Source organism: Tardiphaga sp. 215_C5_N2_1, assembly GCF_052076055.1.
Taxonomy (GTDB): domain Bacteria; phylum Pseudomonadota; class Alphaproteobacteria; order Rhizobiales; family Xanthobacteraceae; genus Tardiphaga; species Tardiphaga robiniae.
In genome coordinates, this window is sequence record NZ_CP197240.1 from 334,064 (window position 1) to 347,264 (window position 13,201).

Below are 13,201 nucleotides of genomic sequence, written 5' to 3' on the forward strand. Positions count from 1 at the left end.
ATGGCCGCACGAGCCAGTGAGATCGGACTTGTCTGTCAGATCTTCTGCCCCGCAGGAGCCTTCGGCCCCGCGGGCACACCTCCGCCACTCCCGCCCACATCGATCCTGATCCGCTGCACCTCCGTGCGCCCGGCCGGATACTTCACCTCGATGGTGACTTCGTCGCTGCCGACGAAATCGGCCTTCGATTGATAGAAGGCGATGAACCCTGGCACTTCCAAAGCGAGGCACTGCTTGTAATTGGTGGCGCTCACCTTGCCGCGCTTGATGCTGACGGTGCCGTTCGCAGGTGGGGTGACCATGCGCAAGGCGGGCAGGGTGCCCGAGGTGCAGTCCGGCTGGACGTTGAGATAAACGCCGACCTGGAAATTACGCGCGGTCGGGCCCTTGGCGGTCCGCTCGACGACAGACGGTGTCGCGGCAGGCGGCGTGGGCGAGGGCGTCTGCGCCCAGACGGCGGTTCCGGCACCGGTTCCCGCCAGAGTGCTTATGACGAGACTCAGCGCGACAACCGGCTTGCGAAACATGGAATTTCTCTCGATTGGCAGGTGATAACAGCGCGTCGCGACATCCCAAGGATGCAGCAAAAGTGCTGTCATATCAATGGATCGCAGGTCCGCGGGCCGGGTCGACGAGGGGCGGTTGGCCGGTCTCACGACTTGGTGTAATTCTTTGAATCAAAACGTGTTTGGGTAGCTCCGCGGGGCAATCGCCACATCTGTGGCGGACATGCTAGGAGAACCTACGGCGCCAGTATGGTGAATCGCCGCGCCGGCTCTTAAGAATTCTGAGGTTTGTTGAATGGTGTCGAAAGAAACTTCCGCAACGAAGGATGCGGTGCGCACGCTGCGTGTCGGCGTCGTGGGCGCAGGTGTCATGGGCACCAATCATGGCCGCGTGCTGGCCGGGCTGCCCGGCATCGAAATGGTCGGCATCGTCGATCCCATGCTCGAACATCGCACCCGCGCCGAGAAACTGATCGGCTGCAAGACCTTTGCTGATCTGGACACGCTGCTGGCCGCTGGCGTCGATGCCGTGACCATCGCAGCGCCCACTCACTTGCATCACGAAGTCGCGCTCGCCTGCATCGCCAAGGGCATCCATGTCCTGGTCGAGAAGCCGATTGCGTCCACCGTGGAAGAGGGACGCGAGATCGTCGAGGCCGCGCAAAAGGCTGGCGTGACTCTGATGATCGGCCATGTCGAGCGTTTCAACCCTGCCGTCGCCACCATCAAGAAGGCGATCGAGGGCGAGGACATTCTGTCGATCGGCATCACGCGCGTCGGCCCGTTCCCGCCGCGCATGTCCAATGTTGGCGTCGTCATCGATCTCGCCGTGCATGACATCGACCTGATCCGCTGGTTCACCGAGAGCGACATCGTCGAGGTGCAGCCGCAGCTGGCTTCCGCCGTCGCCGAGCGCGAAGACATCGCGCTGCTGCAGTTCCGCACGGCATCCGGCGTACTCGCTCATATCAACACCAACTGGCTGACGCCGTTCAAGGCGCGCACCGTCACGGTCGCAACGCGCGGCAAATATGTGATGGGCGATCTGCTGACCCGGCAGGTTACCGAATGTTTCGGCTTCAAGACCGATGGCAGCTATTCGATGCGCCATCTGCCGGTCGGGCAGGACGAGCCGTTGCGTGCCGAATTGATGGCGTTTCTCGATGCCGTGCGGACTGGTGGCGTGCCGGCGGTGACGGGCGAGGAGGGCGTTGCCTCCCTCGAAATCGCGATCCAGTGCCTGGAAGCGCCAAAGAAGCGCGCGGCTACGGCGACGCGTCCGGCGCCCCGCAAGGTGGTTGGCTGACGCAAGCGCGGCCGGCGCATGCATACGCCGGCGTCCAATATCCAGACTTCAACACGACACTCTGCAGGCCAGGCATCATGAACCAGCACACCCGCATCGACCCCGTTCCCTTCATCGACCTCAATGCGCAGCGTCAGCGGCTGGGCACGTCGATCGACGAGGCGGTTACCCGCGTGCTCAATCACTGCCAGTTCATCAATGGTCCGGAAGTCGCCAGGCTCGAAGCAGAACTCGCCAAATATTGCGGCGCCAAGCATGTGATCAGCTGCGCCAGCGGCACCGACGCGCTAATGATGGTGCTGATGGCCAAGAAGATCGGCCCGGGCGACGCCGTGCTGTGCCCGTCCTTTACCTTCTGCGCCACCGGCGAGGCCGTGGCACTGGTCGGCGCGTCGCCCGTATTTGTCGAAGTCGATGAAGTCACTTTCAACATCAACCCTGAGTCCGTGAAGCGTGGCATTGCCACCGCCAGGAAGGCCGGTCTTAAGCCCCGGGCGATCATCCCGGTCGATCTGTTCGGCCAGCCCGCCGATCTCGATGCGATCAACGCCATCGCTGAGGCCGAAGGCATGTTCGTGCTGGAGGACGCCGCGCAGGCCTTCGGCGCGACCTATAAGGGCAAGTGCGTCGGCACCTCGGCGCTGGCCACCACCACCAGCTTTTTCCCGGCCAAGCCGCTCGGCTGTTTCGGCGACGGCGGCGCGATCTTCACCGATGACGACCAGCTCGCCGAGGACCTGCGCAGCATTCGCATCCACGGCCAGGGCTCGGACAAATACGACAATGTCCGGTTGGGCATCACCGGCCGCCTCGACACCATCCAGGCCGCGGTGCTGCTGGAAAAGCTGAAGATCTTCGACGACGAAATCGCCGCCCGCAACAAAGTAGCCGACCGCTACGCCCGCAGCCTCGGTAACCTCGTCACCGTGCCGCGAGTCGCCGAAGGCAATACGTCGATCTGGGCCTGCTACGTAATCCGTCTGCCGAAGGGCACCGACCGCGACGCCTTTGCCAATGCGCTGAAGGCGCAGGGCGTGCCGACCGCGATCTATTACGCGAAGTCGATGCATATGCAGACTGCCTATAAGGACTATCCGGTCGTCGATGGCGGCCTGCCGGTCTGCGAGGCGCTGTCGGCCGATGTCATCAGCTTGCCGGTTCATGCCTATCTCGACGAGGCCACCCAGGATCGTGTCATTCAGGCTGTGCGCGACGCACTGGCGGCCTGATTTGGCCGTTTTGCGCAGCCGCTTCATGCTGTAGAAGCGGCTGATGCTGGGACGCATTTTCACCGTCGGCGGATATACGCTGCTCTCGCGGATCACCGGTTTCGCGCGCGACATCATGCTCGCGGCGATCCTTGGCGCCGGGCCGGTGGCTGACGCCTTCTTCGTGGCGCTGCGACTGCCCAATCATTTCCGCGCCATTTTCGCCGAAGGCGCGTTCAATGCCGCTTTCGTCCCGGCCTATGCCCATGTGACGGGAAAGGGCGGGCCGGCATCGGCACATCTGTTTGCCGATCGCATCTTCACGCTGCTGTTTGCGTCGCAGGTCGTCCTGCTCATTTTGGCCATTCTGTTCATGCCGCAGGCCATGAGCATCCTGGCGCCGGGCTTCACCGATGATCCCGCGCAGCGTCATCTCGCCATCGAGCTGACACGCATCACTTTTCCCTATCTGCTGCTGATCACGCTGGTGACGCTCTATGGCGGCATGCTGAACGTCATGCAGCGCTTTGCCAGTGCCGCGGCGGCCTCGATCTTCCTCAATATCTCCATGATGGCGACGCTGGCGCTGGCTGCGTTCTTTCCGAGTGCAGGTCACGCGGCGGCCTGGGGTGTGCTGATTTCGGGCTTTCTGCAATATTTCCTGCTCGCCGGAGACTTGCAGCGCCATGGCGGGCTACCGCGTTTCGCGCCGCTGCGCCTCGACGAGGATGTGCGCGGATTCTTCCGCGCGCTCGGCCCGGCGACGCTCGGCTCAATGGGCACGCAAGTCGCATTATTTGCCGATACCATCATCGCGACCTTCTTGCCGGTCGGCGCGCTGTCGGCGCTGTATTATGCCGACCGTCTCAACCAGTTGCCGATCGGGGTGATCGGTATCGCCATCGGCACGGTACTGTTGCCGGAAATGTCGCGGCGGATGGCGGCAGACGATCACGTCGGCGCCATGGGCGCGCAGCGCCGCGCCTTCCTGTTCACGCTGTTGTTCTCGCTGCCCTTCGTCGCCGCATTCCTCGTGGTGCCCGACGTCATCATGCGCGCAATGTTTACCCGCGGGGCCTTCACCAAGGCGGATGCTGCCGTCGCTGCGGCGACGCTCGCCGCCTATGCCATTGCGCTCATCCCCTTCGTGATGATCCGCAGCGCGGTTGCAACCTTCAACGCCCGCAAGGACACCACGACGCCGATGATTGCCGCGCTCACCGGCATCGCAGTCAACGTCACGCTGAAGATTTTGCTGATGGGGCCCCTGGCGCAGATCGGCCTTGCGCTTGGCACCGCGGCGGGCGCCTGGATCAATCTGCTGCTGGTCATCTTCTTTGCCATGCGGGCCGGCTATCTCGAATTCGACCGCGCATTCCTGCTGGCGCTGGGCAAATTCGCGCTGACCGGCGTGGTCCTTGCCGCGGTGCTGTGGGGGGCCGCGCGTCTTGCGGCGGAGCAGTTTGCGGGCCTCACCAGCCTCCGCGACGAAGCGACGCTGGGAGTTCTCATCATCGTGACCGTCCTGGTCTATTCGGCATTGGTTCTGATGTTGTTCGGCAAAAGCTGGCTGCGCAGCCTGGTCCGCGCCAGATAGCTCGCTTCATCGTGTCCCAAAGTCGGGCAGGGCGGCGCCCCCGTGCCACTTGCCGCCGTCCTCCCGCAGTGTAGATTGAGTCTAAACTGCATGCGGAGGAACGATGGCCCCCATCAAATTCGGCGTCGGACAGAGTGTCCTGCGCAAAGAAGACGACGCCCTCATTCGTGGCCGTGGCCGCTATACCGACGATCATGCGCCCGTCACGCTGCATGCCCTCGTGCTGCGCTCGCCGCATGCCCATGCCAATTTCACCATCGATGTCAGCAAGGCGCACACACTTCCGGGTGTCGCTGCGATTCTGACGGCGGAAGACACCAAGGACCTCGGCGGTCTGCCCTGCCTGTTCAATCTCGAAGATCATCCTTTCACCGGGCCGGATTATCCGATCCTCGCCGCCGGGGAAGTCCGCCATGTCGGCGACGCCGTGGCCTTCGTCGTTGCGGAGACTGTAGCGCAGGCGCGTGATGCGATTGAGGCGATCGAGGTCGACTGGAAGCCGCTGCCGTCCGTGAACGGTCTGGTCAATGCCGTCGGCAAGGGCGCGCCGCAGGTGTGGGCCAAGCATCCCGGCAACATCCTGTTCGATGTGCCGATCGGCGACAAGAAGGCGGTCGATGCGGTGTTCGCCAAGGCGCCAGTTGTCGCCGAGGTGAAGATCGTCAATCCGCGCGTCATCATCAACTATATGGAGACCCGCGCGGCGATCTGTGAATACGACGCCAAGCGCGATTACATGACGCTGACCATCGGCAGCCAGGGCAGCCATCGTCTGCGCGACATCCTCTGCGATAACGTGCTGAAGATGCCCAAGGACAAGATGCGCGTGATCTGTCCCGATGTCGGCGGTGGTTTCGGCACGCGGCTGTTTCCCTATCGCGAATATGCGCTGGTGGCCTTTGCCGCCAAGAAGCTCGGCAAGAATGTGAAGTGGGCGGCGGACCGTACCGATCACTTCCTCGGCGACGCGCAGGGCCGTGACAACGTTACCCATGCACGCATGGCGCTGAGCGAGGATGGCAAGTTTCTCGCCATGGATGTCGACCTGATGGCCGACATGGGCGCGTATCTGTCGACCTTTGGACCTTACATCCCGCATGGCGGCGCCGGCATGTTGCCGGGTCTCTACGACATCCAGACATTCCATTGCCGCGTGCGCACGGTGTTCACCAATTCTGTGCCGGTGGATGCCTATCGCGGCGCCGGCCGTCCGGAGGCAGCCTATGTCGTCGAGCGTCTCGTCGATCAATGCGCGCGCAAGCTCGGCATGACGCCGGATGCGATCCGCCGCAAGAACTTCATTTCGCCGAAGGCGATGCCCTACAAGACCGCGACCGGCAAGGTTTACGACTCCGGCGATTTCACCGCGCATATGAAACGCGCGATGGATGTTGCGGGCTGGAAGGAATTTCCAAAGCGGGCCAAGGCCGCGAAGAAGGAGGGCCTGGTTCGCGGTATCGGCATGGCCACCTATGTGGAAGTCTGCGGCACCATGGGCGACGAGACCGCCAACGTTGCTGTTGGCGCCGATGGTGACATCACGATCCTGATCGGCACCCAATCCACAGGACAGGGCCACCACACCGCCTACGCGCAGATCGTCGCCGAACAGTTCGGCGTGACGCCGGATCGCGTGCACATCATTCAGGGCGACACGGCGAAGGTGGCGACCGGTCTCGGCACCGGCGGCTCCGCATCGATCCCGACCGGTGGCGTCAGCGTGCAGCGCGCCACCAGGCAGCTCGGTATCAACCTCAAGGAGCTGGCGGCGGATGTGCTGGAAACCAGCGCCGCCGACCTCGAGATCGATGGCGGCGTGGTGAAGATCGCCGGCACCGACCGCTCTGTGTCATTCGCCGATCTCGCGAAGAAGGCCGATCCGTCGAAGCTCAATGCGTCGGAAACCTTCAGCAGCGCCGACGGCACGTTCCCGAACGGCACCCATCTGGTCGAGGTCGAGATCGATCCTGCGACCGGCAAGATCGCCATTGTCAATTACGTCATCGTCGACGATTTCGGCGTCACGCTGAATCCGTTGCTGCTGGCCGGCCAGGTGCATGGCGGCACCATGCAGGGCATCGGCCAGGCGCTGATGGAGCAGGCGGTCTATGATCCCGAGGACGGCCAGCTCGTCACTGGCACTTTCATGGACTATGCGCTGCCGCGCGCGGCCGACGGCGCGCCGATTTCGTTCGAGACCCACAACATCCCCTGCGTGACCAATCCGCTGGGGGTGAAGGGGGCGGGCGAGGCTGGCGCCATCGGCTCTTGTCCGGCCGTGATGAACGCCATCATCGATGGCCTCTATCGCGAATACAAAATCGAGCACATCGACATGCCTGCAACCCCGGAGCGGGTCTGGATGGCGATCCGCGAGCACGAACGGCTCCACACGCTGTAGGGCGCCGCCGCCGGGAATAGCCGGATGGCGGCGGGGTTCATCTACATGTTGCGAACTAGTCCTAATTGAATTCCAAACAGGGGTATTGGTTGATGAAACGTGCGCTTCTCGTTGTCGGAGCTTTGCTGTTGGGTGTGGGGGCGGTCTCGGCCCAGCAAGAGATCGTCAAGGAACGCCAGACGCTGATGAAGTCCAATGGTCGCGCTCTTGGCGGCACGCTCAGCGCGATGGCCAAGGGCGACAAGCCGTATGATCAGGCCGCGGTCGAGGCCGCGCTGACCGTGCTGGACGAAACCGCCAAGAAGCTGCCGACACTGTTTCCGGACAGCACCAAGGGTCTGAAGGCCGAGGGTGACTATTCGACGTCGCCGAAGGTCTGGGAAGACAAGGCCGGTTTCGATGCCCACATCGTCACCTTCGCCAAGGCCGTCACCGACGCCAAGGCCAAGATCAAGGATCTCGACAGCCTCAAGGCGAATGTCGGCGGCATTGGCAAGGCATGCGGCGGCTGCCACGAGACGTTCAGACTGAAGATCTGAGCTCGATTGTGAACTCTGAATGAAAGGGCGAACGCCGCAGCGCTCGCCCTTTTGTTCAACCATCGTCGATTCGAATGTTACTTCGTGACTTGTCCGCGGATCTCGCCGCCTTTGTTGGCCTCAGTGTGGATGTTGACATAGTACTTGCCGGCCAACAGGTCGGCGGCCTGTGCGTCGGTCAGCGTGGCGCTGCCTTCGGAGCCGGATGTGGCTGGTGTGATCGGTACGGCCACTCCGGCATTCTTGCCGGCTTCGGCGGGGCCGTGGAAATGCGCCATGGTCGCAGGACCCGTGAGGCCGGAATAGGTCAGCTTCCAGGTCAGCTTCTTGGTAGCGGGATCGAAGTCGATATCGGCGGTGCCCTTGCCGGCGCTGGTATTGGCGGGCACTTCGGAAGCGCTGTTGAGGGTCGCCTTCATCTTGTCGGCGCAAGCGGGGCCGGCGAGGGCGATGCTGGTGCCGAGCGCGAGGGACGCGAGCATGATCGAACGAGGTGACATGGGTTTCTCCCTGATGATGGTGAGGTCGTCATGGCTGGAAACATCCGAGACGCCAATTCATTCCCCCGGGAGCCTAAGGGATGGATCACGGTTTCGTTCCGGCAGCGGCTGTTCGACGCGCTTTATGTGCTGAAGTTTGACCCGGATACCAATTGGACATGCACGTGCTGAAACGGCTTTTCATTCTCGCATTTGTCGCGGCTGTCATCGGCCTCGGCGTGTTCTGGTGGCTGACGATTCCCGTAACGGTGGCTGCGAGCACGCTTCCGCCGCACACGCCCAATCCCGGCAATGGCGCAGTGGTCTTCAATGCCGGTGGCTGCTCGTCATGCCATGCGACGCCGGCGCAGCAGGATCGGCTCAAGCTCGGGGGCGGGCTCCCGCTGACATCGCCGTTCGGTACGTTCTATGTGCCCAACATCTCGCCCGATCCCACGGCCGGTATCGGCCGCTGGAGCGAGGCTGATTTTGTGACGGCGCTGCTGAAGGGCACGTCGCCGAACGGCTCGCATTACTTTCCGGCTTTTCCCTACACGTCTTACCAGCAGATAAAGGTGGAGGACGCGCGCGACCTGTTCGCTTTTCTGAAGACGCTGGCGCCGGTCACGAGCAAGGCGCCAGATCACACCGTGCCATTCCCGTTCAACATCCGCCGCAATCTCGGTGTCTGGAAATTGCTGTTCCTTAATGGCAAACCCTTCGAGGCGGATGCATCGAAGTCGCCGCAGTGGAATCGCGGCAGCTATCTGGTGAATGCGCTGGGCCACTGTGCCGAGTGCCACAGCCCGCGCAATGCGCTGGGCGGCATCGTGACGGCACAGCGCTTTGCCGGAGGTCCTAATCCTGACGGAGAGGGTTGGGTACCCAACATCACCCAAAAGCGTCTCGGTGACTGGAGCGAAAAGGACATCGCGTATTTTCTCGAAACCGGGCAGACGCCGGACGGCGACACCGCCGGTGGCTCAATGGCCCGCGTGATCCGCAATACCTCCCAGTTGAGCGCAGACGACCGCTCGGCGATAGCGCTCTATCTGAAGTCGCTCCCTGCGGTGGAGGGGCCCCTCAGGCCCGCCAAAAAGGGCTAAAACCGACCGCGCAAGGTTGGGTTGTGGCGAGGTGCAGCCCTGCATGGAAACCCGCCAAGCCATGTCGCATCGGCGGTTTTCGTGAGCGGCCTCACGTGATTGTGTGCTGCAATATGAAGACCCCCACGATTCCCCTGATCTCCATTTCCCCGAACTCATGAACATCTTCAAAGCCGTGTCGCTGAAGATTGCCAGCACCATGGCGTTTGCCATCATGGGCGCGCAGGGTCGCTATCTCGGCAGCGAAGTGCCGCTCGGCGAGATCGTGTTTGCGCGCGGGTTGTTTGCGCTGATCCCGATCGTGCTGTTCTTCGGCTGGCGCGGCCAATTGCGCGGCGCGCTGCGCACCAACCGCGTCTCCGCGCATCTGGTGCGCGGTTCGTTCAGCGTGATCGGGACGTTCTGCACCTTCGGCGCGCTGGCGCGATTGCCGATCGCGGACGTGACCGCCATTGCCTTCATCGCGCCGCTGATCACCGTGGTGTTCGCCGCGATCTTCCTGAAAGAGCAGGTCCATGCCTATCGCTGGTCAGCGGTGGCAATCGGTTTTTCCGGCGTGATCCTGATGCTGTCGCCGTATTTCCACGACCACGCGGCGCTGACCACGTCGATGATCATCGGTCTGTCGCTGGCGCTGCTCAATGCCTTCTCGTCGGGCGGTGCGACCATCCAGATCCGCCGGCTGACCGCAACGGAGTCCTCATCCGCGATCGTCATCTTCATGACGCTGATTGTGATGGCGGCGTCGCTGCTCACGGCGCCATTCGGCTGGCGCTGGCCGACGAGTTTCGAATTGGCGCTGCTGATCGGCATCGGCATTTCCGGTGGGCTCGGGCAGATGCTGTTCACCGAGAGCTATCGCTATGCGCCGGCGTCCTTCCTGGCGCCGTTCGACTACACGGCGATGCTGTGGGCCTTCTTGCTCGGCTTCTGGATGTTCGGCGAGGTGCCGACGCCTTACGTGGTCGGCGGCGCGGTAATCGTCGCGGGCGCAGGCATCTTCGTCATCCTGCGCGAACGCCATCTTGGCCTGAAGCGGCTGCGTGACACACCGATGTCGCCGATTTCTACCATGGCCGATGACGAAGCTGATCCGGACGCGCCCATCGCTGTCCGCGCAAAGTCGCGGTGATTTCTTGTTCAATTTGTTGCAATGCACACTGGCAAGCTGTGCCATTTCGATTTTAGAACGCGCGCAAAACACGGGGCCTTGCTCCTGCCACGCGGCTGGATTTATATGCATTTGCTGCTTTCACGCGGCACCCCGTGCATGACGGGCTCATGAGGCGAAATGACCGCGCAAGGGTGCTTGCCGGACGTGTCGTTCCTTCCCAGATAGACCCGGCTGCACAGAATTTTCTGACGACAGACGTTCCCGCAATCAAAGAGGTTACCAATGGTCAACCGCCTGCAATTCTACATCGATGGCGCCTGGGTCGATCCCGTCGTCAAAAAGACCACCCCTGTCGTCAATCCGGCGACTGAAGATGCGATGTACGACATTGCGCTGGGCTCCAAGGCCGACGTCGACAAGGCTGTCGCCGCTGCCAAGCGCGCTTTCGAGACGTTCTCCCAGACCACCCGTGAAGAGCGCATCGCGCTGCTCGAAAAGATCATCGCGGTCTACAAGACCCGTATGTCGGATATCGGTGCGTCGGTCTCCGACGAGATGGGCGCTCCGCTGCCGATGGCCGAGAAGCTGCAGGCCGGTGCCGGGCTCGGTCATCTCGTCGCCACGCTCGACGTGCTGAAGACCTACAAGTTCGACGAGGCGCACAACGCCGCCATGATCACGAAGGAGCCGATTGGCGTCGTCGGCATGATCACCCCGTGGAATTGGCCGCTGAACCAGATCGCCTGCAAGGTCGCACCCGCGCTCGCCGCCGGCTGCACCATGCTCTTGAAGCCGTCGGAATACACCCCGACCTCAGCGCTGATCTTCGCGGAAATCCTCCATGAAGCCGGCGTGCCGAAGGGCGTGTTCAACCTCGTCAACGGTCTCGGCCCGGATGTCGGCGTCGCCATGAGCGAACATCCCGATATCGACATGATCTCCTTCACCGGTTCGACCCGCGCCGGCATCGACGTTGCCAAGCGCGCCGCGAATACCGTGAAGCGCGTCAGCCAGGAGCTCGGTGGCAAGTCGCCGAATGTGATCCTTGACGGCGCCGACTTCGTGAAGGCCGTCACCGGCGGCGTCGCGCATATGTTCAACAATTCCGGACAGTCGTGCAACGCGCCGAGCCGCATGATCGTGCCGCAGGCGAAGATGAAGGAAATCGCCGCCATCGCGAAGGCCCAGGCGGACAAGACTAAGGCCGGCGATCCGCGCGCTGATGGCACCGTCATCGGTCCGGTGGTCAATCGCGGCCAGTGGGACAAGATCCAGGGCCTGATCCAGAAGGGCATCGAGGAAGGCGCCACGCTGGTCGCCGGTGGCCCCGGCCTGCCGGAAGGCGTCAACAAGGGCTTCTATGTGCGTCCGACGATCTTCGCCGACGTCACCGAGAACATGACCATCGCGCGCGAGGAAATCTTCGGGCCGGTGCTTGTGATCATGGGGTCCAAGGACGAAGCCGATGCGCTCCGCATCGCCAACGACACGCCCTATGGCCTCGCTGGCTACGTCTCGGCTGACACGGTTGAGAACGCCCGCAAGTTCGGCCGTCGCATCCGCGCGGGCAACGTCAACCTGCAGGGCGCTCCGAACGATCGCACGGCGCCGTTCGGCGGCTACAAGCAGTCCGGCAACGGCCGCGAATGGGGCAAGCATGGTCTCGAGGACTTCCTCGAAGTCAAGGCGATCGCAGGCTACACCGCGGCGTAAGACCGCGTCGTTGAAGCGCAAGCTTCGTGACTGAAAACGCCGGCATGGAGCCATCCATGCCGGCGTTTTTGTTTCTACGATGGTCTCTCCGCCGTCATTGCGAGGAGCGAAGCGACGCGGCAATCCAGAAGGCCACAAGCGTGGAAAGACTGGATTGCTTCGCTACGCTCGCAATGACGTTGAGAGGGCGGCGTGCCCTCAGCCTCCCAACGCCCCCTGCGTGTTCACATAGACCGCATAGATCGACTGGCTCGATGCCATGAACAGCCGGTTGCGTTTCACGCCGCCGAAACAGACATTGGCGCAGCGCTCGGGCAGCGCGATGCGGCCGATCTGTTCGCCGTCGGGCGCGAAGATGAAGACACCGTCTAGCTCCGGCTTGCCCATGCCCCAGCCGCACCACAGATTGCCGTCGATATCGCAGCGCATGCCGTCGGGCGTGCCCGGGCCCGCATCGATCAGTACGCGCTTATTCTTCAGCGTCTTGCTGTCGGCGGCAACGTCGTAGGCGAGAATCTTGCGGTTCGGCACGCCGCGGGATTCCACGACATAGAGCAGCTTCTCGTCGGGCGAAAAACACAGTCCGTTCGGGCCGAGCACATCATCGGCGACAATGGTGGATTTCAACGTATCGCCATCGATGCGATAGATATTCTGCCCGATTTCGGACGGCGCCTTGTTGCCCTCATAGTTGCTCATCAGACCGAACGGCGGATCGGTGAACCAGATCGAGCCGTCGGACTTCACCACGACGTCATTCGGCGAGTTCAGCTTCTTGCCTTCGAAATTATCCATCAGCACCGTGATGGAGCCGTCATATTCGGTGCGTGTGATCCGGCGGCCGTGTTCGCAGGTGATCAGGCGTCCCTGGCGATCCCGCGTGTTGCCATTGCCGTAATTCGACGGTCTGCGGAAATCGCTGATCGCGCCGGTTTCCTCTTCCCATTTGATAATGCGGTTGTTGGGAATATCTGAACACAACAGATAGCGGCCGTCACCGAACCATACCGGTCCTTCGGCCCAGCGCATGCCGGTGGCGATGCGTTCGATGGCGCCGAGCTTGATCCAGTATTTCTCGAAACGGGGATCGAGGGCGTGGATGGCGGGATCGGGATAATAGGTCGCCGGCTGCCAGCCGCGCGATGATGTGTCGGACATTGGCGTCTCGTTCTCTGTCGTTTCCTCGGATGCGTTTGCTAACATTGGCGAGGGTAGGCGGCAAGCAATGCCGG

The 13,201-nt window shown here is 62.5% G+C and carries 11 protein-coding genes; 8 read left to right on the top strand and 3 right to left on the bottom strand.

The genetic code is table 11. The features are described 5' to 3' along the window. Window positions 1-35: 35 nt before the first annotated feature. Entirely contained in the window at window positions 36-527 is a 492-nt protein-coding gene (locus AB7828_RS01420; protein WP_441229191.1) for a hypothetical protein, read from the bottom strand. Window positions 528-801: 274 nt separating this feature from the next. On the opposite strand from AB7828_RS01420, the gene AB7828_RS01425 reads away from it, so the two are divergent. From AB7828_RS01425 to AB7828_RS01445, 5 genes are all read left to right on the top strand, one after another. Next, a complete protein-coding gene (locus tag AB7828_RS01425) occupies window positions 802-1,812 on the top strand; it encodes a Gfo/Idh/MocA family protein (RefSeq protein ID WP_441229192.1) in 1,011 nt (336 codons plus the stop codon). Window positions 1,813-1,889: 77 nt separating this feature from the next. After that, complete coding sequence (locus AB7828_RS01430; protein ID WP_441229193.1) at window positions 1,890-3,041, top strand: DegT/DnrJ/EryC1/StrS family aminotransferase; 1,152 nt, start codon at window positions 1,890-1,892, stop codon at window positions 3,039-3,041. Window positions 3,042-3,084: 43 nt separating this feature from the next. Continuing rightward, a complete protein-coding gene (murJ, locus tag AB7828_RS01435) occupies window positions 3,085-4,617 on the top strand; it encodes a murein biosynthesis integral membrane protein MurJ (RefSeq protein ID WP_441229194.1) in 1,533 nt (510 codons plus the stop codon). A 103-nt stretch (window positions 4,618-4,720) separates the two neighbouring features. Beyond that, the gene (locus AB7828_RS01440; protein WP_441229195.1) at window positions 4,721-7,018 is read left to right on the top strand and encodes a xanthine dehydrogenase family protein molybdopterin-binding subunit; all 2,298 of its coding nucleotides are present in this window, start codon (window positions 4,721-4,723) and stop codon (window positions 7,016-7,018) included. 92 nt (window positions 7,019-7,110) lie between these two features. Beyond that, entirely contained in the window at window positions 7,111-7,557 is a 447-nt protein-coding gene (locus AB7828_RS01445; RefSeq protein WP_093761935.1) for a c-type cytochrome, read from the top strand. Window positions 7,558-7,634: 77 nt separating this feature from the next. On the opposite strand, the gene AB7828_RS01450 is transcribed toward AB7828_RS01445, so the two are convergent. Continuing rightward, window positions 7,635-8,057, bottom strand: a complete 423-nt coding sequence (locus AB7828_RS01450; protein WP_184515328.1) for a CHRD domain-containing protein — start codon at window positions 8,055-8,057, stop codon at window positions 7,635-7,637. A gap of 164 nt (window positions 8,058-8,221) precedes the next feature. Here AB7828_RS01450 and AB7828_RS01455 point away from each other — a divergent pair, with 164 nt between their 5' ends. The 3 genes from AB7828_RS01455 (at window position 8,222) to AB7828_RS01465 (ending at window position 11,969) form a co-directional block, all read left to right on the top strand. Continuing rightward, complete coding sequence (locus AB7828_RS01455) at window positions 8,222-9,142, top strand: c-type cytochrome (protein WP_441229196.1); 921 nt, start codon at window positions 8,222-8,224, stop codon at window positions 9,140-9,142. A gap of 157 nt (window positions 9,143-9,299) precedes the next feature. Next, on the top strand, window positions 9,300-10,274 hold the full coding sequence (locus AB7828_RS01460) for a DMT family transporter (RefSeq protein WP_439088990.1): 975 nt from the start codon (window positions 9,300-9,302) through the stop codon (window positions 10,272-10,274). Between the two features lie 264 nt (window positions 10,275-10,538). Beyond that, window positions 10,539-11,969: an aldehyde dehydrogenase family protein gene (locus AB7828_RS01465; RefSeq protein ID WP_068738114.1), complete on the top strand. Its 1,431-nt coding sequence runs from the start codon at window positions 10,539-10,541 to the stop codon at window positions 11,967-11,969. 198 nt (window positions 11,970-12,167) lie between these two features. Here AB7828_RS01465 and AB7828_RS01470 read toward each other — a convergent pair whose 3' ends face one another. Then, entirely contained in the window at window positions 12,168-13,127 is a 960-nt protein-coding gene (locus AB7828_RS01470) for an SMP-30/gluconolactonase/LRE family protein (protein WP_441229197.1), read from the bottom strand. Window positions 13,128-13,201 lie beyond the last annotated feature (74 nt).

What these genes read in the sequence shown, in the direction of transcription:
- AB7828_RS01420 (WP_441229191.1), bottom strand. Translation starts at nt 527, where the DNA reads ATGTTTCGCAAGCCGGTTGTCGCGCTGAGTCTCGTCATAAGCACTCTG.
- AB7828_RS01425 (WP_441229192.1), top strand. Translation starts at nt 802, where the DNA reads ATGGTGTCGAAAGAAACTTCCGCAACGAAGGATGCGGTGCGCACGCTG.
- AB7828_RS01430 (WP_441229193.1), top strand. Translation starts at nt 1,890, where the DNA reads ATGAACCAGCACACCCGCATCGACCCCGTTCCCTTCATCGACCTCAAT.
- murJ (WP_441229194.1), top strand. Translation starts at nt 3,085, where the DNA reads ATGCTGGGACGCATTTTCACCGTCGGCGGATATACGCTGCTCTCGCGG.
- AB7828_RS01440 (WP_441229195.1), top strand. Translation starts at nt 4,721, where the DNA reads ATGGCCCCCATCAAATTCGGCGTCGGACAGAGTGTCCTGCGCAAAGAA.
- AB7828_RS01445 (WP_093761935.1), top strand. Translation starts at nt 7,111, where the DNA reads ATGAAACGTGCGCTTCTCGTTGTCGGAGCTTTGCTGTTGGGTGTGGGG.
- AB7828_RS01450 (WP_184515328.1), bottom strand. Translation starts at nt 8,057, where the DNA reads ATGTCACCTCGTTCGATCATGCTCGCGTCCCTCGCGCTCGGCACCAGC.
- AB7828_RS01460 (WP_439088990.1), top strand. Translation starts at nt 9,300, where the DNA reads ATGAACATCTTCAAAGCCGTGTCGCTGAAGATTGCCAGCACCATGGCG.
- AB7828_RS01465 (WP_068738114.1), top strand. Translation starts at nt 10,539, where the DNA reads ATGGTCAACCGCCTGCAATTCTACATCGATGGCGCCTGGGTCGATCCC.
- AB7828_RS01470 (WP_441229197.1), bottom strand. Translation starts at nt 13,127, where the DNA reads ATGTCCGACACATCATCGCGCGGCTGGCAGCCGGCGACCTATTATCCC.